This window comes from Sedimenticola hydrogenitrophicus (assembly GCF_029017505.1).
Classification (GTDB): domain Bacteria; phylum Pseudomonadota; class Gammaproteobacteria; order Chromatiales; family Chromatiaceae; genus Sedimenticola; species Sedimenticola hydrogenitrophicus_A.
In genome coordinates, this window is sequence record NZ_JAQGEI010000011.1 from 16,788 (window position 1) to 38,639 (window position 21,852).

Genomic DNA, 21,852 nt, shown 5'->3' on the forward strand with positions numbered 1-21,852 from the left:
AAACAGCCGTCCCCTTTCCAGTTGTTGTGAATAAGACGCGGCAGCCGGTGGATTTATTCCATCTTTTTTATCGATTACCCGACCCGCCACGCCTCCGGACCGAAGCGCGTAGGTTGGGGTGAGCTTGCGAACCCCAACGGGGTTTCATGCGGGTGCGCCATGATGTTGGGGTTCGTTCCTCACCCCAGCCTACGCGTCGCGACTATTCCCGGAAACGTTTGAACGAGCCCACCGCGCCGTCGAACCGCTGGCTCTCCGCGTCGGCCGTCGCCTCGCTGCCGCGCAGGGCCTTATCGAACTCGGCGAAGGCGTGGATCGGGGCCTCGCAGCGGGAGCCGTGACAGAGATAGGCCCTGCAATCCGCGCCGGCCGGCTTGAGGTTCAGGGCCTCCGGCAGGCCGCTGGCCGTGGCGGGGATGGCGAAGGTGAGGCGGCGCGGCGCATAGTGCCGGTTGGCCCGTTGCAGCCAGGGCTGCATGACCGCCGCCTCGCCCCGGAGGATGATCAGCTCGGTGGGGTTGATCAGCTCATCCAGCGCCTTCAGCAGGGTGCAGTGGGCGTGGGGGATCTGCCTGAGGTGCTCCCAGGCGCACTGCAGGGTGCGCTCGGCCGCCTGCAGATAGCGCACCTCGCCCAGCAGGTGGCCAAGCCGGGTGAGCACCGAGGCGGCCACGCCGTTGCCGGCCGGGATCGACTCATCGCCGAACGGCTTGGGGCGGTAGATCAGCGCCTCGTGGTCGTTGGAGGTGAAGTAGAAACCGCCCTGTTCGCGGTCCTCGAAGCGCTCCAGCAGGGTGTCGGCCAGGTCGCTGGCGAAGGCCAGCAGCCGGCTGTCCCACTGTGCCTGCAACAGCTCCAGCAGGGCATCGATCAGGTTGGCATAGTCGTCCAGATAGCCGTTCAGGTGGGTCTGGCCGTCCTTCCAGGCGGCCAGCAGGTGGCGGTCGCGCCATAGTTGCTGCTGGATGAAGTCGACGGCGCGGCGCGCCGAGGCGATCAGTCCCGGTTCGTCCAGCAGACGGCCGGCCCGCGCCAGCCCCTTGATCATCAGCGCGTTCCAGGTGGTGAGCACCTTCTCGTCCCGCCCGGGGCGTACCCGCAACGCCCGCCGCGCCAGCAGTTTCTCCCGGGCCTGTTGCAGCAGCTCCCGGGCCTGCTCCGGGCTGCTGCCCAGCTCGCGGCCGAGGGTGGCGAGATCGATATCGCCATGCAGGTGCCAGCGGCCCTCGAAGTTGGCCTCCCGGTCCAGTCCGTAGAAGTGGCTGAAATGGCGGTACTCCTGCTTGTCCAGCAGCTGTTCGACCTCGTCCCGGTCCCAGGCGTAGAAGCGCCCCTCGTGGCCCTCGCTGTCGGCATCCAGGGATGCGTAGAAGCCCCCTTCCGGGGACTGCATCTCGCTCATCACCCAGTGGGCGGTCCGCCGTGCGGTGTCGCGAAACAATGGCTTGCCGGTGGCCTGCCAGAGGTCGGCATAGAGGGCCAGCAGCGGGCCGTTGTCGTAGAGCATCTTCTCGAAGTGGGGGATCATCCACTGGTCGTCCACCGAGTAGCGGCAGAAACCGCCGGCGAGCTGATCATTGATCCCGCCCAGGGCCATCCGGGTCAGGGTGAAGTCCACCATGTAGAGGGAGCGGGGGTCGCCGGAGTCGGTGGCCGCCCAGTGCCTGAGCAGCTGCTCCAGGCTGCTGGGATGGGGGAATTTAGGGGCGTTGCCGAAGCCGCCATGGGTCTCGTCAAAACTGCTGCCCAGCTGCTGGCGGGCGGTCTCCAGCGGGGTCGAATCGAGGGTTGCGGCCTGACCGCCGGAAATCGGGTCGAGCTGACGGATGGCGCGGATCAGCGCCTGGTTCTGGCGCTCGATGTCGGGGCGCTGCTGGCGGTAGGCGGTGGCGATATTCTCCAGGATCGCCACAAAACCGGGCAGGCCGTGGCGCTCCTCCCTGGGGAAGTAGGTGCCGGCAAAGAACGGGGTCTGGTCGTGCGGGGTAAGGAACACCGTCAGCGGCCAGCCACCGGGACGCTGGGCCAGCAGCTGGTGGGCCGACTGGTAGATCCGGTCCAGGTCGGGACGCTCCTCCCGGTCCACCTTGATGTTGACGAACAGCCGGTTCATCACCGCGGCGGTGGCCGCATCCTCGAACGATTCATGGGCCATCACGTGGCACCAGTGGCAGGCGGAGTAGCCGATGGAGAGCAGGATCGGCTTATCCTCCCGGCGCGCCTTTTCCAGCGCCTGCTCGCCCCAGGGATACCACTCCACCGGATTGTCGGCATGCTGTAGCAGATAGGGGCTGGTGCACTGGCTCAGGTGATTGCTGGGCATGGGTTATCCTGTCGGTCTTTAAGGTATTCGGATGGGTGGCATGAGGGTTCGGGAAGGTGCGTGGCGATGCGCACCGGTCGCGCATGACGCGGTTCGTAGCGCTCACCGCATGCTACGGATTTTAGTCAATAGACATGGTCCCGCCGCCCCTCCGGATGTTTCTGGGATCATGACAGAAACTATAGCCGCTTCAACCGGCAATTCCCGGTGGAATTGGCCGGCGGGTGTTGGGCGGGGGCGAAGTCAAAGCCTAGGCGCTGGCAGCCAGGCAATCCCGTGTAATTGTGCGGTTTGACTCCGACCCCTAATTGCGCCTATCCGTTATCGATTGCCTACCACTTCAGATTCAGCGGGTTGTGCGGGTCGATCCCCGCCATGAACGGCAGGCGCCGGTCACTGTGGGTGATCTGGTAGACCAGGCCCATCCAGTTGCCGACGATGCCCTCCGCGGTGTCGTGCCAGGTGTTGTCCAGCTCCGCGCTGATCAACGCTTCCGGGAACTCGGGTGGCTCGCTGCCCTCCTGCAGGGCGCGTTGCAGATAGAGCCGGTACTCGTTGAAGATGGCCTGTACCCGGGGCATAAAGTAGTTGTCCGGGAAGGGCGGGTAGCTCTCCCGCTTGCCGGCGGCATAGAGCAGCACCTCGCGCTTGTACTCCTTCAGCAGGCTGATGGTTTCGTATTCCGGATGGCCCTGGAAATAGACCATGCGGAAGCCGTCCTGGCTCACCGCCAGATGCACCCCGGCCTCCTCGCTCTCGGCCAGGATATGCAGGCCGGCTGCCTCGAACTGCTGGCGGGAGATCTCGTTGAAGCGGGAGTGGGGCACGTCGAAGCGGGTGTTCACGTCGTTCACCAGCGGATGCACCCGGTCCACCACCCGGTGGGGAAACACCCCCCAGCGCTTGAAGCCGAGGGGTTGACGTTTGGTGGCGTGGCGCGCCTCCAGCACCGCATGGGTGGCCAGGCAGGAGCAGAGGGTCGAGGTGACATTCGCATAGGCCCACTCCACCACCCGTTCCAGCGGCTCCCAGAACGGTTCGTCGGCCAGGTTGGGGTGGACCGGGGTGGCGCCGCTGATGATCAGGGCGTCCAGCCCCTCCTCCTGGATCTTCGCCAGCGGCTCGTAGTACTGGTCGATATGCCGGCGCGCCTTGTCACCGCGCGGCAGCTCGTCCAGGGTAAAGGGGTGGACGTAGAACTGGGCGATCGGGTTGCTCTCGCCGATCAGCTGGAAGAACTGGCGTTCGGTCGGCTCCAGGGCGCCGTCCGGCATCATGTTGAGCAGGCCGATGTGCAGTTCGCGGATATCCTGGTGCTGGGCCCGGGTCGGCTCCAGCACGGTCTGGCCGGCCTTTCTCAGGCGCTCGAAGGTGGGCAGGTTGTTGTGTGATACCAGTGGCATGGCGGCTCCCGGTCAATCCGGTTGTTTGCGTGAAATGGCCAGCTCCAGCAGGGCCAGGAAATCGGCCTCGTCGCGCACCTGGGCCACCTCCAGGGAGGTGACGGTGTAACCGAGCGGTCCGGCGATCGCCTCGTAGTGGGGGAGGCGCGAACGGAACAGGCGCGGAAACACCCAGCGGGTGAAGTCATCCGGGTCCATCTGCGCCGTGTAGCGCAGGCCCTGCTCCAGGAGATAGGCCTGCACCTGCTGGCGCAGGAAAGCGGGGCGGAAATAGAGCGGCTTGGGGTCGTCCTGGGCACGCCGCACCAGCTCCGCCTCCTCGTCCGTCGCGGTGGCCTGGATATAGAGGATCAGGCTGTGCTCGGCCAGCAGGTCGATCACCCCGGGCTCCTCCATGTCGCACAGGCTGCCGCCCACGTCATTGACGAAGTGCTGGTAACCGTAGATCTCCCGCGCCTTGCGGATGAACTCGGGGACATCGCGCATGGCGTTGATCTCGGCCTGGCGGTATTGCGCCTGGCGCTGCTGGAACGCCTCCAGCGGCACGCCGCCCAGCTCCGGGTTGCCCAGCTTGCCGACGTAGGAGAGCACCGGGCCCAGGTCATCCACCTTGATATTGTTGCGGATGTAGATCCAGTCCTTGCGCAGCAGCTCCTTGAGGAACGGCACCCGCATCGCCTCCTGCTTGATGCTGTCGAGGATCGCCTCGTCCAGGTAACGGGTGCCGATACGGTAGTCGCCGGAGTAGTGAAACCAGTTGTAGCGGCGCATGATCTTGGAGAGGTGGGTCTTGCCCACGCCGGACATGCCCAGCAGGGTGATGCTCTTGTTTTTCCAGGCGAGGAACTCTTGCAGACTCAACTTCACGGATTACGGCCTTCTCTATAAGGGTTGGTGATGCTCAAGCGACATAATATAACCCAAATCAGCGGCGGGCGTCCCTACGCTCTCCTATACCTGCCATAAATGGCAGTAACAGCAGCAGCAGGCAGATCAGGATCACCCCCTGCCAGCCCCAGCGGGTGTAGGCGAAGCCGCTGCCGGTGATGCCGATCCAGCCGCCCACGTAGTAGAAGAGTACGTACAGGGCGTTGGCACGGCCCTGGCCACCGGTGAGGCGCCGGTTGAGGGAGCCGACGGCGGCGGCGTGCACTGCGAAGAAGCCGGCGCACAGTCCCAGCAGTCCGAGAATGATGGCGCTGATGGAGGGCAGCAGGGTCAGCGCCACCGAGGCGCCCAGCAGCAGGGTGCCGCCGATCAGGGTGTTGCCGCTGCCGATGCGGTTGCTGATGCGGCCCGACAGCGGGCCCATGAAGATGCCCATCACATAGACCAGGTAGAGCAGGGTGATCAGCTCGGTGGAGAAGGAGAAGGGTTCGGCCGCCAGGCGGAACGGCAGGTAGTTGAATACCGAGGAGAAGATAAAGAAGCCGCCGGCCGCCGCCAGGTAGATACGCACCAGCTCCCAGCGCCGCAGCAGACTGAGAAAGCGCGGCTGTTCAGTGACCACGCTGTCCACCTTCGGCTGCCGGGGCAGCTGCTTCAACGCCACGAAGGTGGCCACCAGGATCAGCACCGCGGCGGAGACAAAGGCGTAGCGCCAGTGCAGCGGCGGGTGGATCCAGCCACCCAGCAGGCGGCCGCCCAGACCGCCCACCACGGTGGCCGAGACATAGGCGCCCATCACCACGTTGAGCCGTTCGATCGGCAGCGTCTTGGCCAGGTAGGCGGCGATGCAGGTGGTCAGCGCCGGGATGAACAGCCCCTGCAGGAAACGGGCGCCGATCAGCACCCAGAGGTTATCCGTGAAGGCGCAGATCAGGCCGCCGGCCGCCACCGCGATGCCGCCGGTGAGGATGATCGGCTGGATCGGCAGGCGGTCCGCCAGCACCCCGAACGGCAGATTGGAGAGGGCGATGCCGAGGATCACCGCGGCCACGGTGAAGGAGACCTGCAAGGTGCTGGCGGCGAACTCCGCCTGCAGCACCGGCAGCACCGGCTGGGTCAGGTAGACGTTGGTGAAGGAGGCGGCCACCAGGGCGAATACCACCAGCTGCAGGCGCAGATGTGAGTCCTTACTCATTCAGGTGCAGCCGCCGCAGCTGCCGCAGCGCCAGTCGCTGGCGTTGACCGCCTGGAAGAACCAGCGGGCGTGCTGTTCGTCGATTGGGATGTCGTGGGCGATGAACAGGTCGCTGAGCCAGTCGATGTTCTCCAGCACCCAGTCATCCTCCTCCAGTCCCTCGGCGAATACCGGGTCGTCGGGATAGAGGAAAGAGTAGATGCCGTGGGTGCCCATGTCCTCCTCATGGCGCGGGGCCGGGATCTCCAGGGGGCGCCCCCGGTAGCGGATCTCCCAGCGGCCGAGACAGATCAGGTGGCCCTGTTCGCTCCAGGTGGCGGTGAATGGATTACTCATGTTTCTCGAAATATAAGGTGGTGCCCACTGTGGAATATCGGCGGTCCTTTTTCCCCGTGGGTCGGAGTCAACGGGTCCGGGTGCGAGGGGTTGCAAGCAATCTGGCGGGTGCGGTGAGATCACCTGCCCGTTCAGGTTGGTTTGACTCCGACCCCTGCAGCTCAGGTCGGGGATTATAACCGATCCAGGGCGCCCGCCCGTAGTGCGGATTGGGCGTTGAATTGGGCCGCCAGGCGCCGCCGGGTGACCCAGCCGGCGCCCATGAACAGCCGGTAGAGCAGCGGGATGACAAACAGGGTCAGCACCGTGGAGACGGCCAGGCCCCAGACGATGGCGGTGGCCACCGGCCCCCACATCAGGGACGATCCGCCCAGCCCGGTAGCCAGGGAGAACAGCCCGGCGATGGTGGTCAGGGAGGTGATCAGGATCGGGATCACCCGGCGGCGGGCCGCGTACAGGGTGGCGTGCAGTACGCTCATGCCCCGCGCCAGCCGCGCATTGGCGGCGGAGATCAGCACGATGGCGGCATTCACCGCGATACCCGCCAGGGCCACCACCCCGTACAGGGTGAACAGGCTCAGGGGGTTGGCGGTGATGGCCAGGCCGATCACCACGCCGGTGAAGGCCATGGGCACGGTGGCCAGGATCATCAGTGGCTGGAAGTAGCTCTTGAACTGGGTGCCGAGGATCAGGTACATGAGGCCGACACCGAACAGGAACAGCACGGCAATGGCGTCGAGGCTCTCCTGGATGTCGTCCAGCTCACCGGAGAAGTCGAGATCGATGCTGGGATAGCGCGTCGCGATCTTGTCCCAAGCCTCCTGGATCCGCGCATTGGCGGCCACCGTGTCCATCTGCTGCTTGTCCAGGTCCGCCTCCACGGTGATGGTACGGCGAAAGTTGTAGTGGCGAATGCTGTTGTCGCTGGGCCGGGTGGTGCTGTGCACCAGCTCCTTGAGGGCGATGCGCCCACCGCCCGGCAACGGCAGGGTGTAGTTGCCCGGGGCGCCTATGGTGGCCAGGGTGCGCGGCAGCGCGCGCACCCGCACCTCCAGCTCCTCGCCCCGGTCCTGCATCTGGCTGACGATCTCGCCGTCCACCAGCATCCGCAGGGTGCGGGTCACCTCGGCCGGGCTGATGCCGGCGCGGCGGGCGGCATCCTGGTTCACCCGCAGCGCCAGCTCCATCTGGCCCTGGCTGTCGTCGTCGGTGATATCGCGGATCGCCGGGTTCTGCCGCAGGATAGACTTCAGCTCCGCCACCGCCTCACGGATGGTGCCGGTATCATCCCCCCGTACCTTCACCTGGATCGGTTTCGAGGTGGGCGGACCACCGGCCAGGCGCAGGAAGGTGATCTTGTCGGGGCCGGCGGTGGCCTCGATATCGGCGCGCATGGATTCGATCATGGCATCCACACCGCGCAAACCGTTACTCTTGGGGTTGAGCGCCACCAGCACCTGGCCGTAATGATCGCCGAAGAAGGGGGCGGTCTCGGTGAACAGCTGCCCGGCGTAGCTGAGAATGTTGCGCGTTTCGCCCGGGCGGATGTGGCGGCGGATCTTCTGCTCTACCTGCAACACCTTGTCGCGGGTGACATCCAGCGGGGTGCCGGCCGGCATCTCCAGGCTGACATAGAACAGGCGGATCGGGTCGGAGGCGAAGAAGTCGATCTTGACCAGTCCGTTGGTGGCGCCCACGACGGCGCCGACAAACATCAGCAACACGCCGATCAACAGGGTCTTCGGCCAGCGCAGGGCGCGCACCAACAGTTTGGTGTACTTGATGCGGATCCAGTGCAGGGCCTCGCTGCGCCGGCGCTGCAGGCGCGACGGATTGCGCAGGCTGATGTTGGCCCCCAGCATATGGGCCGGCAGTATCCAGTAGGCCTCGATCAGGCTGATGGCCAGGGCGATGGTCACCACCAGCGGGATGATCAGCATGAACTTGCCGAGGATGCCGGGCAACAGCATCAGCGGCAGGAAGGCGGCCATGGTGGTCAGTACCGCGGTGGTGACCGGGGCGAACACCTCCCGCAGTGCCTCCAGGGTGGCCGGCAGCACCGCCATGCCGCGCTGCAGCCGGTAGTAGATCGACTCCACCACCACCACGGCGTCGTCCACCAGCATGCCGAGGCTGATCACCACCCCAAGCAGCACGCTCACGTTGAGGGTCTGGTCCAGGGCGTTGAGCACCAGGAAGGTGCCGGCGAGGATGAATGGGATGCCGATAGTGGTGAGCAGGGAGATACGGCTGCCGAGAAACAGCCAGGTGACAAACAGCACCATGATCAAGCCCAGCAGGGCGTTGGTCTGCATGATGTTGAGGGCGTTGCGGGTGATCTCGGTCTGGTCGTCGATCAGCACCACCTCGACCCCGGTCTTGTCCTGGAAGCGGTTGCGCGTGTCGGCGTAGTCGGCGATCTGCCGCACCAGCTCCAGGGTGTTCGCGCTCTCCTTCTTGGTGATCGCCAGCATCACCGCCGGCCGGCCCTGGTAGAACACTGCCTTGTCCTGTTTCTCCCGTGCCCGCACCACCTGGGCCAGATCGCCCAGCGGCACCTCGCCGCTGACCCCCGCCACCGGCAGGGCGGCCAGATAGCCCGGATCACTCTCCTGGCCGATGATGCGTACCAGCCAGTTCTGGTCGTTCACCCGGGCACTGCCGGCGGCCAGATCCTGAAAGCTGCGGGTGACGGTATCGGCCAGTTGACCGGGGCTGATGCCGGCGGCCTCCAGGCGCTCCGGATAGAAGTTGATCTGCAGCTCGGGATCGCGCAGGGCGGTGTCGAGTATCCGGTCGACCCCCTTGATACGCTCCAGATCCTTCTTCACGTTCTCCGCCTGGCGGCGCAGGTTCTCGTCGTCGGCCGGCCCCACCACTGCCAGGGTGGCGCTGGGGAAGGCATTGGCGGTGGTGATCTCGAACACGAACGGGGTGGTGGCATTGGCCGGCAGCTCATCGTCGGCGTTCTGCACCTCGCGGCGCAGATCCGCCACCCGTTTGTCGAACACCTCGGGTTCGATATCCTCGAAGCGCACCAGGATGCTGGAGATGCTCTCGCGGCTGACGCTGGAGACGAACTTGATATCGGAGATGCGGCGGATCTGCTTCTCCAGCACCTCGGTGACCCGTTTCTCCACGTCGGCCGCGGCGGCGCCGGGGAGTACCGTGGTGATATCGATCCAGTTGAAGTTGATGCTGGGATCCTGCTCCCGCGGCATCAGGTTGTAGGAGAGAAAACCGACCACCAGCACCAGGCCGAAGGTCAGGTTGGCCAGCACGTGATTGCTGAACAGGCGTGCCAGCATGTCAGTTGGTCTGCTCTATGCGGGTGCCATTGGTCACGGCCTGGCGTCCCTCGATGACCAGCAGGGTATCGGCCGGCAGGTCCACCCGTGCCGGGTGACCCTCCAGGGCATCGGGCAGGGGGAAGAAGCGGGCCTTCTCCTGCTCGACCAGGAACAGCCCCAGGCGGCCTTCCCGCCGCACCGGCAGGTCGGCCGGCACCTGGGGCCGTAGCGATCGCCACAGCAGGCGGCCACTGCTGCCGGGCAGGGTGCCGCCGTCGCTGAACTGCAGGCGCACCTCGCGGTTGCGGCCGAGTGCTTCAACCACCGGGACGATCCGGCGCAGCCGCACCGGGTAGCTGCCCTGGTTGGTCTCCAGCACGATGGTGTCCGCCTCCCGCAGTGAACCGATCAGGTCCACGGAGACCTGGGCGGAGATCTCCAGATGTTCCAGGTCGGTCAGGCGGATCAGCGGCTGACCCGGATTGACCCATTCGCCCTCCCCGACCAGCCGCTCCCGGACCACGCCGGCGAAGGGGGCGCGGATCTCACAACGCTGCCGGTTGAGTCTCGCCTCGGCGATGCTGGCCTGTTGCGCCCGGCGCTCGGCCTCGGCGATCTGCAGGTCGGCCTCCTGTTGATTGAGTTGCTCCTCGGAGGCGCTGCGGCTCTTGCGCAACAGCCGGGTCCGTTCGATCTGGCGGCTGGCCAGGGTGATCCGCGCCGCGATACTGGCCAGTCCCGCCTCGGCCTGCTGCAGCCTGAGCTGGTTGTCACGACAATCCAGGGCGGTCAGCAGGGCGTCCCGCTCCACCCGGTCGCCGACCCGTACCGGGATGTCCAGCACGGTGCCGGTGGTCTCGGCGCTGATCCGGCTCTCGTTCAGGCTCAGGGTGGTGGCGGGTGCCGAGTACTCCTGGTAAATGGTGACCTCCCCCAGCCGCGCGGTGGTGACCTGGATGGGCCGCTCCTCGGCCGCCCCGGGCCGCATGATGAGGGTCAGCAGGCCTGCCAGTAGCAGGCCGGGCAGGTGCCCGGTCGGTTGTTTCATTCTCATGATGCTGTCGGGCTCCTTGCCGCATCGATCTCCCGGAGCAGCGCGGTGCTGCGGCCCTGCATCAGCCGGAGCAGGGCCCGGTTGGCGGCAATGCCGTACTCCAGGGTGAAGCGCATGCCCGGGGTGAGGGTCGGGCACTCATTGATGATGCGCTCCAGTATGTCCAGTTCACTCCGCAGATGGGCGGTCTGTTTCTCCAGCAGCGCCCTGTTTTGTTCGGTCGGCAGCAGATGGGCGAACATCATCAGGAACAGGAAGTCACTGCGGTGCTGCTCGGTCGGCTCGGTGGCCATCAGGGTCTGAAAAAATTGTATCCGGCCTGCCTCGGTGAGGGTGAACACCTTCTTGGTCGGCCGCTTCTGCTGGGTCTGTTCGTGAAAACTGACCAGCCCCTGGTGGGTCAATTTCGCCAGGGCCGGATAGATGGAGCCGTAGCTGGTGGCCTGGAAGTGGCTGAAGGTCCGCTCGATCGCCTTCTTGATTTCATAGCCACTGGCGTCACCGAGACAGAGAATGCCGAGACAGAGTTGGCTGGTGTTCATAGGGAGTTCATCGGGAATCGGTTATATCGGGTCGTTATATATCGGGGCAATATATTTATTGGGCGCCGCCCTGTCAAATCTGTTAATCTTGCGTCCGCATTTTTACCCCAGGACCCCAAACCATGAATTTTGCCCCGCTGCGATTGAAGAAGAACGAGGATCGACGCCTGCGTGCCGGGCACTGCTGGATCTACAGCAATGAGATCGATACCGTACTCACCCCGTTGCAGGGGCTGGAGCCGGGACAGCCAGTGGAGGTCTACAGCGACCGGGAGAAGTTGCTCGGCACCGGCTATGTCAATCCCCACTCCCTGATCTGCGCACGCCTGGTCAGCCGTGATCGTCAGCACCCGCTCAGCGGCTCGCTGATCGTGCATCGGCTGAAAGTGGCCTTGAGTCTGCGCGAACGGCTCTACCCGAAGCCGTTCTACCGGCTGCTGTTCGGCGAGAGCGACGGGTTGCCGGGACTGGTCATCGACCGCTTCGGCGACCACTTGGTGATCCAGGTCACCACCGCCGGCATGGAGCGGCTCAAGGCGGAGATTCTGGCTGCGGTGGTCAAGGTGCTGCGCCCCGCCGGCGTGCTGTTTCGCAACGACTCGTCGGCGCGGGAGCTGGAGGGCCTGGCGCTCTACGTGGAAGATGCCCTGGGCGGCTGGCCGGACGAACTCACGCTCGAAGAGCACGGCGTGCGTTTCACCCTGCCCTCCCAGGCGGGGCAGAAAACCGGCTGGTTCTTTGATCAGGCGGCGAACCGGGGGCGCCTGATCCCGTATGTTCCCGGCAGGCGGGTGCTGGATGTATGCAGCTATGTCGGTGCCTGGGGTGTGTTGGCGGCGGTGAAAGGGGCGGCGGAGGTGATTTGCGTGGATGCCTCGACAACCGCGTTGGACGCGGTCGATCGCAATGCCCTGGAAAACGGTGTGGCGGAGCGGGTGGCCGGGTTGCAGGGGGATGCCTTCGATGCGCTCCGCGAACTGCGCCAGGCCAATGAACGTTTCGATGTGGTGCTGGTGGATCCGCCGGCCTTTATCAAGCGAAAAAAAGACGCCAAAGAGGGCGTTATGGCTTACCGTCGACTGAACCAGCTGGCGCTCCAGGTGCTGAGCAAGGACGGCATCCTGGTCTCCTCTTCCTGCTCCCATCACATGGGCGAGGCGGCGCTGTTGCATGAAATCCAGCAGGCGGCACGGCACACCGACCGCTCGCTACAACTCCTTGAGCGCGGTTTTCAGGCACCAGACCACCCGGTCCATCCGGCAATACCGGAGACGGCCTATCTCAAGACCTTCTACCTGCGGGTCCTGCCGAGCTTCTAGGCGGCTGTCGGGCTTTTCCGCAGTAGATCAGCGTTAAGTCCGGCAGACTACTAGGGCAGACCCATCCCTGTGCCGAACAGGACACAGGGATGGGCAGGACGCCTACCCTTTCGAGGAGAGGTCCATGATCTCCCGCTGTAGTCTCGATTTATGCGGCTCCGGCATGGCATGCCACGCCTCGGCCACCGCCATGGCATCAGGTGGAAGCGATGCGGCCAGTTCATCGCCGAACATCAACCAGGCGGGGTTGACATCCAGCACGGCGGCAATCTGGTCTATTTTGCGTGGACGCAGGCTTTTTCCATTTTCAATCTTCTGGATGACGGCCTGGTTGGTCCCGGCTCGCACCGCAAGTTGCTCTTGTGTCCAGCCTTTTTCCTGGCGCCTGAAGCGCATCCGTTGACCCAGACTCCCGGGGTTTTGGGGATTCTCATTAGTCATTTTCTTCAACCTGTTGTTTGTCCAATTTTGAGTATAGCTCCCTGTCGGGTGACCGATTGCTGTTCTTGGGTCTTTATTTCAGACCCCTGTCACACGCCGTCATGCCGGGGGTTCGGGGCACGACCAGCCACCGCATCAATTACTTCAGGATCGCCCGGCGGTCTACCCGACAATCCCGCGCATTCAGGAGCACCAGCTTCTGTTTTGCTCTTTGCATCACGATCAACTATCAATGAATACAATCACTGAAATTAAGGAAATTATTATCTTACGAGAATAATCATCCTCACTGCTAAGCATAACCCTTTTTCCTAAAGCTGTCCCTATTTTGCGTCCTAAAACAGTACCTGCAAAAGCATTTATTTCATTTTAATGCCCCGATTCTTGACGCGTATCGCTTTTCACATCACCGGTCCGGCTGGATTCGAAGGCGTTGCCCGCTACCGCGTCGCTATCTCCACATGGTGCACATTCTGCGGAGATGGTGGTCGTCTCTTTGCCGGTCGTATAGGCCTGGCCCGTGCCACGTGAAATCTTTGGGTGATTTATTTTTAACCTGACCATAAGATAGCCCCCTATGCTGACTTACCCAAATATTGATCCGGTGCTGTTTTCCCTGGGGCCTGTCTCGGTACACTGGTACGGTGCAATGTACCTGGTGGGATTTGTGGCGGGCTGGTGGCTTGGTCGCCGGCGTGCCGCCCGGCCCGATTCCGGCTGGCGTGTCGAGCAGGTGGATGACCTGCTGTTCTATATAGCCCTGGGCGTGGTGCTGGGCGGCCGACTCGGCTACACCCTGTTTTACGGCTTCGAGGAGCTGCTGCGCGACCCGCTCTCCCTGCTGCGGATCTGGCAGGGCGGGATGTCCTTTCACGGCGGTCTGCTCGGGGTGCTGGTGGCCATGTGGCTGTTTGGACGGCGCCATGACAAGGGCTTTTTTCACGCTACCGATTTTATCGCGCCACTGATTCCGCTGGGTCTCGGGGCGGGGCGCATCGGTAACTTTATCAACGGCGAGTTGTGGGGCGCGCCCGGTTCAGTGCCCTGGGCGATGCAGGTACCCTGCGAACGCTTCATGGCGCTCTGCGTGGACAAATTGCAGCTGCCCCCCGGCACGGCAATGACCCCGCCGCTGCATCCCAATCAACTCTATGAGGCCCTGCTGGAAGGAGTAGCGCTGTTTGCCATCCTGTGGCTGTTTTCGGCCCGTCCGCGTCCGGCCATGGCGGTCTCGGGACTGTTCCTGGTCTGCTACGGAGTGTTCCGTTTCGCCATCGAGTTCGTGCGCATGCCGGATGCCCATATCGGCTATCTCGCCTTCGACTGGGTCACCATGGGGCAGATTCTGACCCTGCCCATGCTGCTGGCCGGCGGCCTGCTGATCGGGTTCGCCTATCGCAACCGAACACGAACGGATTGAATCATGCGTCAATATCTCGATCTCATGCGCCATGTCCTGGAGAACGGTACCCGCAAGGAGGACCGCACCGGCACCGGCACGCTGAGTCTGTTCGGTTACCAGATGCGCTTCGATCTCGGCGCGGGCTTTCCCCTGGTCACCACCAAGAAGCTGCACCTGCGCTCGATCATCCATGAGCTGCTCTGGTTCCTGAAGGGAGAGACCAATATCCGCTACCTGAAGGAGAACGGGGTCAGAATCTGGGATGAGTGGGCGGACGAAAACGGTGACCTGGGGCCGGTCTATGGCGCCCAGTGGCGCTCCTGGCCGACCCCCGAGGGCGGCCACATCGACCAGATCGCCCAGCTGGTGGAGCATATCCGCCACAATCCGGATTCGCGGCGTCTGCTGGTGAGTGCCTGGAACCCGGCCGAGGTGGAGCGCATGGCACTGCCGCCCTGCCACTGCCTGTTCCAGTTCTACGTGGCGGAGGGCCGGCTCTCCTGTCAGCTCTATCAGCGTAGTGCCGACATCTTTCTCGGCGTCCCGTTCAATATCGCCTCCTATGCCCTGCTGACCCTGATGATCGCCCAGGTCACCGGGCTTGAGCCGGGGGAGTTCGTCCATACCTTCGGCGACGCCCATCTCTACACCAACCACCTCGAGCAGGTGGAGACCCAGCTGGCTCGGGACCCCTTTCCGCTGCCGCGCATGCGGTTGAATCCCGCTGTCGACTCGCTGTTCGATTTCGTCTATGACGACTTCTCCCTGGAGCAGTACCAGTGTCACCCCCACATCAAGGCACCGGTGGCGGTCTAAGACCAACCAATCCCTACCGCACCGACCCAGCGCCGCGTCATGCAACAGGGAAACCTATACTGGATAGTGTGCCTCTAAACTGTTGAAGCATAGATTCCGGGAGGTGGCTGATGCGGCGCATAGCGACTGTCGGTGTGGCCTCCGGCCAGGCGGGCCGGCATGGGGGATGCTGGCGCGGCCCCCTGGTATTGCGCAATTCACTGGGCTTGAAACGCTACTGCGCTGCCCAGGGGCTGCAGCTGGTCTGGCATGCGCTGCTGCAGGCGGATGAGCGGGCCGGCAAGCTGGAGGCGGTGACCGGGCTCTGCCGGCAGGTGGCGCGCTTCGCCTCGGCCCTGGTGCGTCAGCACCGGCCGTTCCTGTTCCTGGGCGGTGATCATGCCACCGCCATGGGGGTGTGGCAGGGGGTGATGGGGGCGCTTCCCGAGAGTCACCGGCTGGGCCTGATCTGGATCGACGCCCACATGGATGCCCATACCTTCGAAACCACGCTCTCGGGCAATGTCCACGGCATGCCGGTGGCCGGACTGCTGGGGCAGGGGGACCGGCTGTTGACCCGGGTCTATGGCGGCACGCGCCACCTGCAACCGGAAGACCTGGTGCTGCTCGGGGTGCGCAGTTATGAGCCGGCGGAACAGCGTCTGCTGGAACGGCTCGGCGTGCGGGTGATCGGTATGCCTGAGCTGAATGAGCCGGGCGCGCTGCGTTCGCGGCTGGTGGAGACCGCGGCGCACCTGTCGCGGCAAGTGGATGTGCTCGGCATCAGTATCGATCTGGATGCCGTCGATCCCCGGGACGCCCCGGCGGTCGGGGTGCCGGAACCGGGCGGCATTGCCGGCGATGAGCTGGTCGCGGCGTTGGCCGCCATCGCGGGAGCCCCGCGGCTGGTGGGTATGGAGATCGCCGAGTTCTGTCCCCGGCATGAGCGTGAAGAGAAGACCGTGCAGCTGATCGGCCGGTTGATCGCCGCCCTTTACGGTGAGAGCGGTGAGATCAGGACGCTGTACAGATCCTTCGGATCGGCCGGCGAGGGGATCAAATCCACCTCCTCGCCGATCTCCAGGTCGCAGGCCAGCTGATAGACCAGTTGCAGGATAGCGAAGTCCTCCAGGGCGAAGCCGACGGAGTCGAACAGGGTCAGCTCCCCGGGGTCCTGCCGGCCCGGCTTGCTGCCGTTGACCAGCTCCCAGAGTTCGGCGTGCACCGGGGTCTCCTTTGACAGCTGGATCTCTCCCTCTTCCAGGCTCTGCGGCAAATACTCCACCACGATCCGGCACTGCGCCAGCAGGGCGGGGTCCAGTTCGGTCTTGCCGGGGCAGTCGCCGCCCATGGCGTGGATATGGCTGCCGGGGCGGATCATGCCCGGCTTCAGCAGCCGGTTATGCCGTCTGGCGGCAGTGGCGGTGATGATCACATCGCTGTCGCTCAGGGCCGCATCGATCGATTCACACGGGATCAGAGTGGCGTATCCGACCATATTGCGGGCAAATTTCTCCATCGCCCGCGGGTCGCTGTCGAGATAGGACACCTGCTCGATCGGCAGTACCTGGCGGAGCGCCAGCAGCTGGAATTCCGCCTGGGCGCCGGTGCCGATCAGCGCCAGGTGACGGCTCTCGGGGCGGGCCAGGTATTTTGCCCCCAGCGCCGTTGTGGAGGCGGTACGGATGGCTGTCAGCAGGGTCATTTCACTCAGCATCAGGGGGTAGCCGTTCCGCGCATTGGCCAGCATGCCCAGGGCAACGACACTGAGACGACCCGCGGCGGTATTTTTCGGGTGTCCGTTGACATACTTGAAGCTGTACAACTCCTCGTCGGCGCAGGGCATCAGTTCAATCACCCCCTGCGGGTAGTGGGTGGCGTGGCGGGGGGATTTGCGGAACTCGTGCCAGCGCCCGAAGGCGGCTTCGAGGGATGCCAGATTCTGTTGCAGGAAGTGGTCCAGCCCGGTTTCCCGGATTAGCTGTTTCAGGTGGCTGATGGTGATAAGCCGCATGCCGTCAGTCCCATGTTGTCAGTTGGTGTTATCGCTATTATGCGATCAGTTTTTGGCTGTTGTTTAGGGCCCGCGCAAGAATAATTCCGTGGCACCGAGGGTGTTCCTGGGTCACGTCCACAAGGCGCGCTTCGCAGGCAATGGCCGCTCCCTTACCAAGAAGCGCAACGCGGTGGACGTGTTACAGGGGCGGCCGAATGCAGGAACTTATTCTTGCGCGGGTCCTTAGAGTAAAGCTTAGACCATGGACGTGGTATGCTCCGCGGCATGCAACAGAAGCCGCTCATTTCCCTCATCGCCGCCATGGACGAAGACCGGGTCATCGGTTGTGATAACCGCCTGCCCTGGCGTCTCCCCGCCGATCTGCAACATTTCAAGCGCCTGACCCTGGGCAAGCCGATCATCATGGGGCGCAAAACCTGGGAGTCGCTGCCCGGTCTGCTGCCCGGCCGCAGCCATATCGTGATCAGCGCCAATCCGGCCTACCGGGCCGAGGGCTGCCGGCTGGTGCACACGGTCGAGCAGGCGCTGGCGGCGGCCGGTGATGTAGCGGAGATCATGATTGTCGGTGGCGCCAACCTCTACCGTCAGTTGTTGCCGCGGGCCGACCGGCTCTATCTGACGCTGGTGCATACCCGGGTGGCGGGCGACGCCTGGTTTCCGGACTATGCGGTGGACGCCTGGCGCGAGCTGGCACGGGAGGACCACAGTGCCGATGAGCGCAATCCGTTTGCCTATACCTTCGTGACGCTGGAGCGGAGCGACCGCTGATCAGGGCTTCTTGTAGCCGCTGCAGGCCACCTGGGTAGGCTTCGGCGGCTTCTCCCGGCGAATTTGCACGGCCGTCAGTTTCCCTCCCCAGAGACAGCCGCTATCCAGGCACCAGCTGTTGTGGCTGTGGTGATAACCCAGGGTCGACCAGTGGCCGAACAGGATGCGCTGGTCGCGAGTGGCGCGCCCGGGCAGGGCAAACCAGGGCTGGTAGCCGGGGGCCTGGTTTCCCGGCGCCCGTTTCTCCTTCAACACCAGGTTGCCCTGGTTGTCACAGAAGCGCAGGCGGGTAAAGCAGTTGATGATAAAACGCTGACGCTCCATGCCCCGCAGCTCATCCGACCAGCGGCTGGGTTCATTGCCGTACATCTGCAGACACAACTCCCCGAGTCCGTCACTATGCAGCACCGCCTCCACCTCGGCCGCGCAGCGCAGGGCGGTGGCCAGGTCCCACTGCGGCGCCAGGCCGGCGTGAATCAGGCTGTAGCCCCGTTCCGGGCAGTGGTGCATCAGCGGGCGGTGGCGCAGCCACTCCAGCAGCTCGTCCCGGTCTTTGGCCTTCAGCACCGCGCACAGCGTGTGGTCCTTTTCCGCATGCTTCATGTTGCCCTGTGATAGCGCCAGCAGGTGCAGGTCATGGTTACCCAGCACCACGGTGGCGCCGTCCCCCAGACCCTTGACGAAGCGCAGGGTTTTCAGGGAATCGGGGCCCCGGTTGACCAGGTCTCCGGCAAACCAGAGGGTGTCCTGGTCGGGGTTGTACCTGATCTGTTTCAGTAGCCGTATCAGCTCCCGGTAACAGCCTTGAACATCGCCGATGGCATACAGCGCCATATTAGAATCCATCTCGCTGAAGTGTTGTCAGTTGTCGGTCGTGCACGCCGCCCAGCAGCAGTTGGGAGAGCAGTGCACCGATCAGTGCCAGGAACATGTCCCATTGGGTATCCCAGACGTCGCCCTGGGTGCCGAGAAAGGCCGCCGAGGCCTCCTCGCTGATCAGGGCGGTCCACCACTCGATCATTTCATAAAAGGCGGAGAATGCAAGGCAGATGCTGGTCACCGTGAGCAGCAGCCAGCCACCCGGGGCCAGCGGCGAGCGGCGCAGCAGTATCTCCCGCGCCAGTATGGCCGGGATGAACCCCTGGGCCAGATGGCCAATCCGGTCATAGTGGTTGCGTGACAGATCCAGGCTGTCGCGCAGCCAGTTGAACAGCGGGACCTCGGCATAGGTGTAGTAACCGCCAATGATCAGGATTATGGCGTGCAGGGCCAGTAGCCGGTAGAGCAGCGGGGTCAGCGGGAACACGGGTCTGCTCCAGGTCGCCAGCACCAGGCCCAGCATCACCGGCGCGGTCTCCAGGAACCAGGTGAGCCGGTCGGCTACCGGATCAATCGCACTGAGCAGCAGCGACAGGGTGACCAGCAGCAGTAACACGGCCGGTTCCTTGGTGACGGTTCGCTTCATGCATTCAATCCGGGGTATGAGCGTTAGACGATTGCCGGAAATGAATATCCCGGATTGCGTAGGATTTTAGTTTCCCTGCAAGGCGCCCCAGACGCAGCCTGTTCGGACTATGCGATGCCTGGGGCAACGCCGCAGGGGGACGAAACGACCAGTAAGCCGGGATGTTCATTGACAGAAATCGCCTTAGTGCAGGATTCGCGGCAGCGCCAGGGAGAAAGGGGCGATGGGGGCGTCAAAATGCTCGCCCGACTCGGACTGCATCTGGTAGCTGCCCTGCATGGTTCCCACCGGGGTCGGCAGTGCCGTGCCGCTGCTGTAGACGAAATCCTCACCCGGGCGCAGAAACGGCTGCTGTCCCACCACGCCTTCGCCGAATACCTCCTGTACGTCGCCATTGGCGTCGGTAATGAGCCAGTGGCGACTTATCAGTCGGGCGCCGGCCCCCCCGGTATTGCGGATCGTGATGGTATAGGCGAACACATAGCGATCCTCTGCCGGATTGGACTCTCCCTCGACATAGGCGGTGCGTACCTTCACCTCAATGCTGTTGCGTGCTGATTTGCTCATGGACAGGTGTGACTCGTTTTACCAATGGACGGGATTTTATCTGAAACGACAGACTCGTGGATATTATGACAGCTTCAGATATTGGTTGTCCGGTCGCTCAATTAGATAGTTGAGAGATTCTCTGATGTGCGCTGTTGACTATAGGATGCTGCGGATGAACAAGCGATCATTATTCCTGCTGCTGTGGCTGGGGTGTGTGGCGGCGTGGGCGGCCGATGCCAATCAATTGCTGCTGTCGGCGGCCGGTCTTGGACAGGAGCGACAGGTGATGGCGCTGTTGGCGCAGGGTGCCGATGCCAATGCCCGGAACGGCGCCGGCCGTCCCGCGCTGGTGCTGGCGGCATTCAATGGCAATGCCCGTACCCTGCGGGCGTTATTGGCCGCCGGGGCCGATGTGAACGCCGTGGATGGGGTCGGCAACAGTGCCCTGATGGATGCCGCCGCCTTTGGCCATGCGGCGGCCGTGGAGGCGCTGATCCAGGCCGGTGCGGATGTCAATCTCAAGAACAAGGTGGGCGTCGGTGCCTTGCAGCGGGCCAATCTGGGCAGGCACCCGGCGGTGATCAGGCTGCTGGAGGAAGCGGGCGCAACCGAGGCGGCCGACCAATGAGCCGGCCGCCGGAGTGGCGGTGTTTGCGGGTGGGTTGGCATTTTTGCGCAGACGCCGATGTGATTGCCGGACGATGTGAAGTGAGTCAATTTCACGACGGCGCGTTTGCAGCAGAATATCCCACGATCCCTATGATTCTACTCCCGGGTGATTCCACTCCCTGGTTGGCAGCCGTGATGCGGGAGGAGGTGTAGCGTGTTCAGAGCCCAACACCCCCGGCGCAAGCCGGATGTTCTTCTTCTCCTCTATTCCCTGGTCGGGGCGGCGCTGCTGGCGACCCTGTCGATCCATTTCCACTTGCTGGATCGGCCGGCGGCAGTTGATCAGAGTCACTCCTATAGCAATCCGCGGGGCTGATTGCCCTCCTGAAGGTGCCACTCCCGGCCAGATGGTTTAAAATCAGCCGGTTTTTCAGGTTCGCGGCGTTATGCGAACAGTCCTGAACTGAATCCGGGTGGTCAATGAGTAAAAAATTGCGTGTGGGGGTCGTCGGCGTCGGCTATCTGGGGCGGTTTCACGCCCTGATCTATTCCCGAATGGAAAATGTGGAGCTGGTCGGTGTGGTCGATATCGATCCGCAAACCGCCGCCCGGGTGGCCGAGGAGTGCGGTTGCACCGCCTTCGGCAGCAGCAGCGACCTGCTGGGAAAGGTCGATGCGGTCAGTATCGTGGTGCCCACCACGGCCCACCTGGATGAGGCCAGGCCCTTCCTTGAGGCCGGGGTACACATGCTGCTGGAGAAGCCGATCGCCTCCACGGTCGAGGCAGGCCGGGAAATCGTCCGACTGGCCGAGGCCGCGGGCGTCATTCTGCAGATCGGCCATCTCGAGCGTTTCAATGCCGGGGTCATGGCGCTGGCGGAGCGCATCCGCCGGCCGCGTTTTATCGAGGCCCACCGCATGGGCGGCTTCGTCGAGCGCGCCACCGACGTGGACGTGGTCTCGGACCTGATGATTCACGATATCGATATCATCCTCTCGCTGGTGAAGTCGGAGATCATTGCCATCTCGGCGGTGGGCACGCCGGTGCTCACGTCGCATGTGGATATAGCCAATGCCCGCCTGGAATTTGCCAACGGCACGGTGGCCAATGTGATCGCCAGCCGGGTCTCGGAAAAGCGTATGCGGCGGATCCGGGTGTTTGAGGAGAACCGCTACGAGTCGCTCGATTTTATCGACCAGCGCATCGAGACCGCCTATCCCAAGCCGCGACCCGGCGAGGCCTGGCCCGAAGTGGTGATGGAGAGCCTGGCCATCGAGCCGGTCAAACCCCTGGATGCCGAGCTGGCGGCCTTCGTCGCCAGTGTGATCTCCGGCGAGCCTCCGCTGGTGGACGGACAGGTAGGCCTTGAGGCGCTGGACGTGGCCATGCGGGTCAAGGCCGAGATCATGGGGCGTCTCGGGGCGTAGTCGGTCTCTCATCCACTCCCCGCCGCCC

At 63.9% G+C, this 21,852-nt stretch carries 21 protein-coding genes; 8 read left to right on the forward strand and 13 right to left on the reverse strand.

Annotated elements, in window-relative coordinates; translation table 11 throughout:
• Nucleotides 1-202: 202 nt before the first annotated feature.
• The 8 genes from O9K64_RS08520 to O9K64_RS08555 form a co-directional block, all read right to left on the reverse strand.
• Nucleotides 203-2,323: a thioredoxin domain-containing protein gene (locus O9K64_RS08520; protein WP_275097651.1), complete on the reverse strand. Its 2,121-nt coding sequence runs from the start codon at nt 2,321-2,323 to the stop codon at nt 203-205.
• Between the two features lie 332 nt (nt 2,324-2,655).
• Nucleotides 2,656-3,726 carry a homoserine O-succinyltransferase MetA gene (metA, locus tag O9K64_RS08525; protein ID WP_275097652.1) on the reverse strand — a complete coding sequence of 357 codons (1,071 nt, stop codon included), beginning with the start codon at nt 3,724-3,726 and terminating at the stop codon, nt 2,656-2,658.
• 12 nt (nt 3,727-3,738) lie between these two features.
• The gene (locus O9K64_RS08530; protein WP_275097653.1) at nt 3,739-4,593 is read right to left on the reverse strand and encodes an ATPase; all 855 of its coding nucleotides are present in this window, start codon (nt 4,591-4,593) and stop codon (nt 3,739-3,741) included.
• Nucleotides 4,594-4,651: 58 nt separating this feature from the next.
• A complete protein-coding gene (locus tag O9K64_RS08535) occupies nt 4,652-5,809 on the reverse strand; it encodes an MFS transporter (protein ID WP_275097654.1) in 1,158 nt (385 codons plus the stop codon).
• Entirely contained in the window at nt 5,810-6,145 is a 336-nt protein-coding gene (locus O9K64_RS08540) for a hypothetical protein (RefSeq protein WP_275097655.1), read from the reverse strand.
• Between the two features lie 173 nt (nt 6,146-6,318).
• On the reverse strand, nt 6,319-9,453 hold the full coding sequence (locus O9K64_RS08545) for an efflux RND transporter permease subunit (RefSeq protein ID WP_275097656.1): 3,135 nt from the start codon (nt 9,451-9,453) through the stop codon (nt 6,319-6,321).
• 1 nt (nt 9,454) lies between these two features.
• The gene (locus tag O9K64_RS08550; protein ID WP_275097657.1) at nt 9,455-10,489 is read right to left on the reverse strand and encodes an efflux RND transporter periplasmic adaptor subunit; all 1,035 of its coding nucleotides are present in this window, start codon (nt 10,487-10,489) and stop codon (nt 9,455-9,457) included.
• On the reverse strand, nt 10,486-11,031 hold the full coding sequence (locus O9K64_RS08555; protein WP_275097658.1) for a PadR family transcriptional regulator: 546 nt from the start codon (nt 11,029-11,031) through the stop codon (nt 10,486-10,488). The genes O9K64_RS08550 and O9K64_RS08555 overlap by 4 nt, the downstream gene beginning before the upstream one ends.
• A gap of 122 nt (nt 11,032-11,153) precedes the next feature.
• Between O9K64_RS08555 and O9K64_RS08560 the strand changes: the two genes are divergently transcribed.
• Nucleotides 11,154-12,350, forward strand: coding sequence for a class I SAM-dependent rRNA methyltransferase (locus tag O9K64_RS08560; protein WP_275097659.1), 1,197 nt, complete (start codon nt 11,154-11,156; stop codon nt 12,348-12,350).
• Nucleotides 12,351-12,452: 102 nt separating this feature from the next.
• On the opposite strand, the gene O9K64_RS08565 is transcribed toward O9K64_RS08560, so the two are convergent.
• On the reverse strand, nt 12,453-12,791 hold the full coding sequence (locus O9K64_RS08565) for a helix-turn-helix domain-containing protein (RefSeq protein WP_275097660.1): 339 nt from the start codon (nt 12,789-12,791) through the stop codon (nt 12,453-12,455).
• A gap of 577 nt (nt 12,792-13,368) precedes the next feature.
• Between O9K64_RS08565 and lgt the strand changes: the two genes are divergently transcribed.
• The 3 genes from lgt (at nt 13,369) to O9K64_RS08580 (ending at nt 16,088) form a co-directional block, all read left to right on the forward strand.
• Nucleotides 13,369-14,211, forward strand: a complete 843-nt coding sequence (gene lgt / locus O9K64_RS08570; protein ID WP_275097661.1) for a prolipoprotein diacylglyceryl transferase — start codon at nt 13,369-13,371, stop codon at nt 14,209-14,211.
• A 3-nt stretch (nt 14,212-14,214) separates the two neighbouring features.
• Entirely contained in the window at nt 14,215-15,009 is a 795-nt protein-coding gene (locus O9K64_RS08575; protein ID WP_275097662.1) for a thymidylate synthase, read from the forward strand.
• Nucleotides 15,010-15,119: 110 nt separating this feature from the next.
• Entirely contained in the window at nt 15,120-16,088 is a 969-nt protein-coding gene (locus O9K64_RS08580) for an arginase (RefSeq protein ID WP_275097663.1), read from the forward strand.
• On the opposite strand, the gene O9K64_RS08585 is transcribed toward O9K64_RS08580, so the two are convergent.
• Nucleotides 15,983-17,002 carry an ornithine cyclodeaminase gene (locus O9K64_RS08585; RefSeq protein ID WP_275097664.1) on the reverse strand — a complete coding sequence of 340 codons (1,020 nt, stop codon included), beginning with the start codon at nt 17,000-17,002 and terminating at the stop codon, nt 15,983-15,985. The genes O9K64_RS08580 and O9K64_RS08585 overlap by 106 nt on opposite strands.
• Nucleotides 17,003-17,269: 267 nt before the next feature.
• Between O9K64_RS08585 and folA the strand changes: the two genes are divergently transcribed.
• Nucleotides 17,270-17,773 carry a type 3 dihydrofolate reductase gene (gene folA / locus O9K64_RS08590; protein WP_275097665.1) on the forward strand — a complete coding sequence of 168 codons (504 nt, stop codon included), beginning with the start codon at nt 17,270-17,272 and terminating at the stop codon, nt 17,771-17,773.
• Here folA and O9K64_RS08595 read toward each other — a convergent pair whose 3' ends face one another.
• The 3 genes from O9K64_RS08595 to apaG all read right to left on the reverse strand — a co-directional run bounded on the left by O9K64_RS08595 (nt 17,774) and on the right by apaG (nt 19,805).
• The gene (locus O9K64_RS08595; protein WP_275097666.1) at nt 17,774-18,607 is read right to left on the reverse strand and encodes a symmetrical bis(5'-nucleosyl)-tetraphosphatase; all 834 of its coding nucleotides are present in this window, start codon (nt 18,605-18,607) and stop codon (nt 17,774-17,776) included.
• Between the two features lies 1 nt (nt 18,608).
• The gene (locus O9K64_RS08600; RefSeq protein WP_275097667.1) at nt 18,609-19,238 is read right to left on the reverse strand and encodes a DUF2238 domain-containing protein; all 630 of its coding nucleotides are present in this window, start codon (nt 19,236-19,238) and stop codon (nt 18,609-18,611) included.
• A gap of 183 nt (nt 19,239-19,421) precedes the next feature.
• On the reverse strand, nt 19,422-19,805 hold the full coding sequence (apaG, locus tag O9K64_RS08605; RefSeq protein ID WP_275097668.1) for a Co2+/Mg2+ efflux protein ApaG: 384 nt from the start codon (nt 19,803-19,805) through the stop codon (nt 19,422-19,424).
• A gap of 154 nt (nt 19,806-19,959) precedes the next feature.
• On the opposite strand from apaG, the gene O9K64_RS08610 reads away from it, so the two are divergent.
• From O9K64_RS08610 to O9K64_RS08620, 3 genes are all read left to right on the forward strand, one after another.
• Nucleotides 19,960-20,415, forward strand: coding sequence for an ankyrin repeat domain-containing protein (locus tag O9K64_RS08610; RefSeq protein WP_275097669.1), 456 nt, complete (start codon nt 19,960-19,962; stop codon nt 20,413-20,415).
• 195 nt (nt 20,416-20,610) lie between these two features.
• Nucleotides 20,611-20,772: a hypothetical protein gene (locus O9K64_RS08615; protein ID WP_275097670.1), complete on the forward strand. Its 162-nt coding sequence runs from the start codon at nt 20,611-20,613 to the stop codon at nt 20,770-20,772.
• A gap of 104 nt (nt 20,773-20,876) precedes the next feature.
• Complete coding sequence (locus tag O9K64_RS08620; protein WP_275097671.1) at nt 20,877-21,824, forward strand: Gfo/Idh/MocA family protein; 948 nt, start codon at nt 20,877-20,879, stop codon at nt 21,822-21,824.
• The last annotated feature ends 28 nt before the right edge of the window (nt 21,825-21,852 follow it).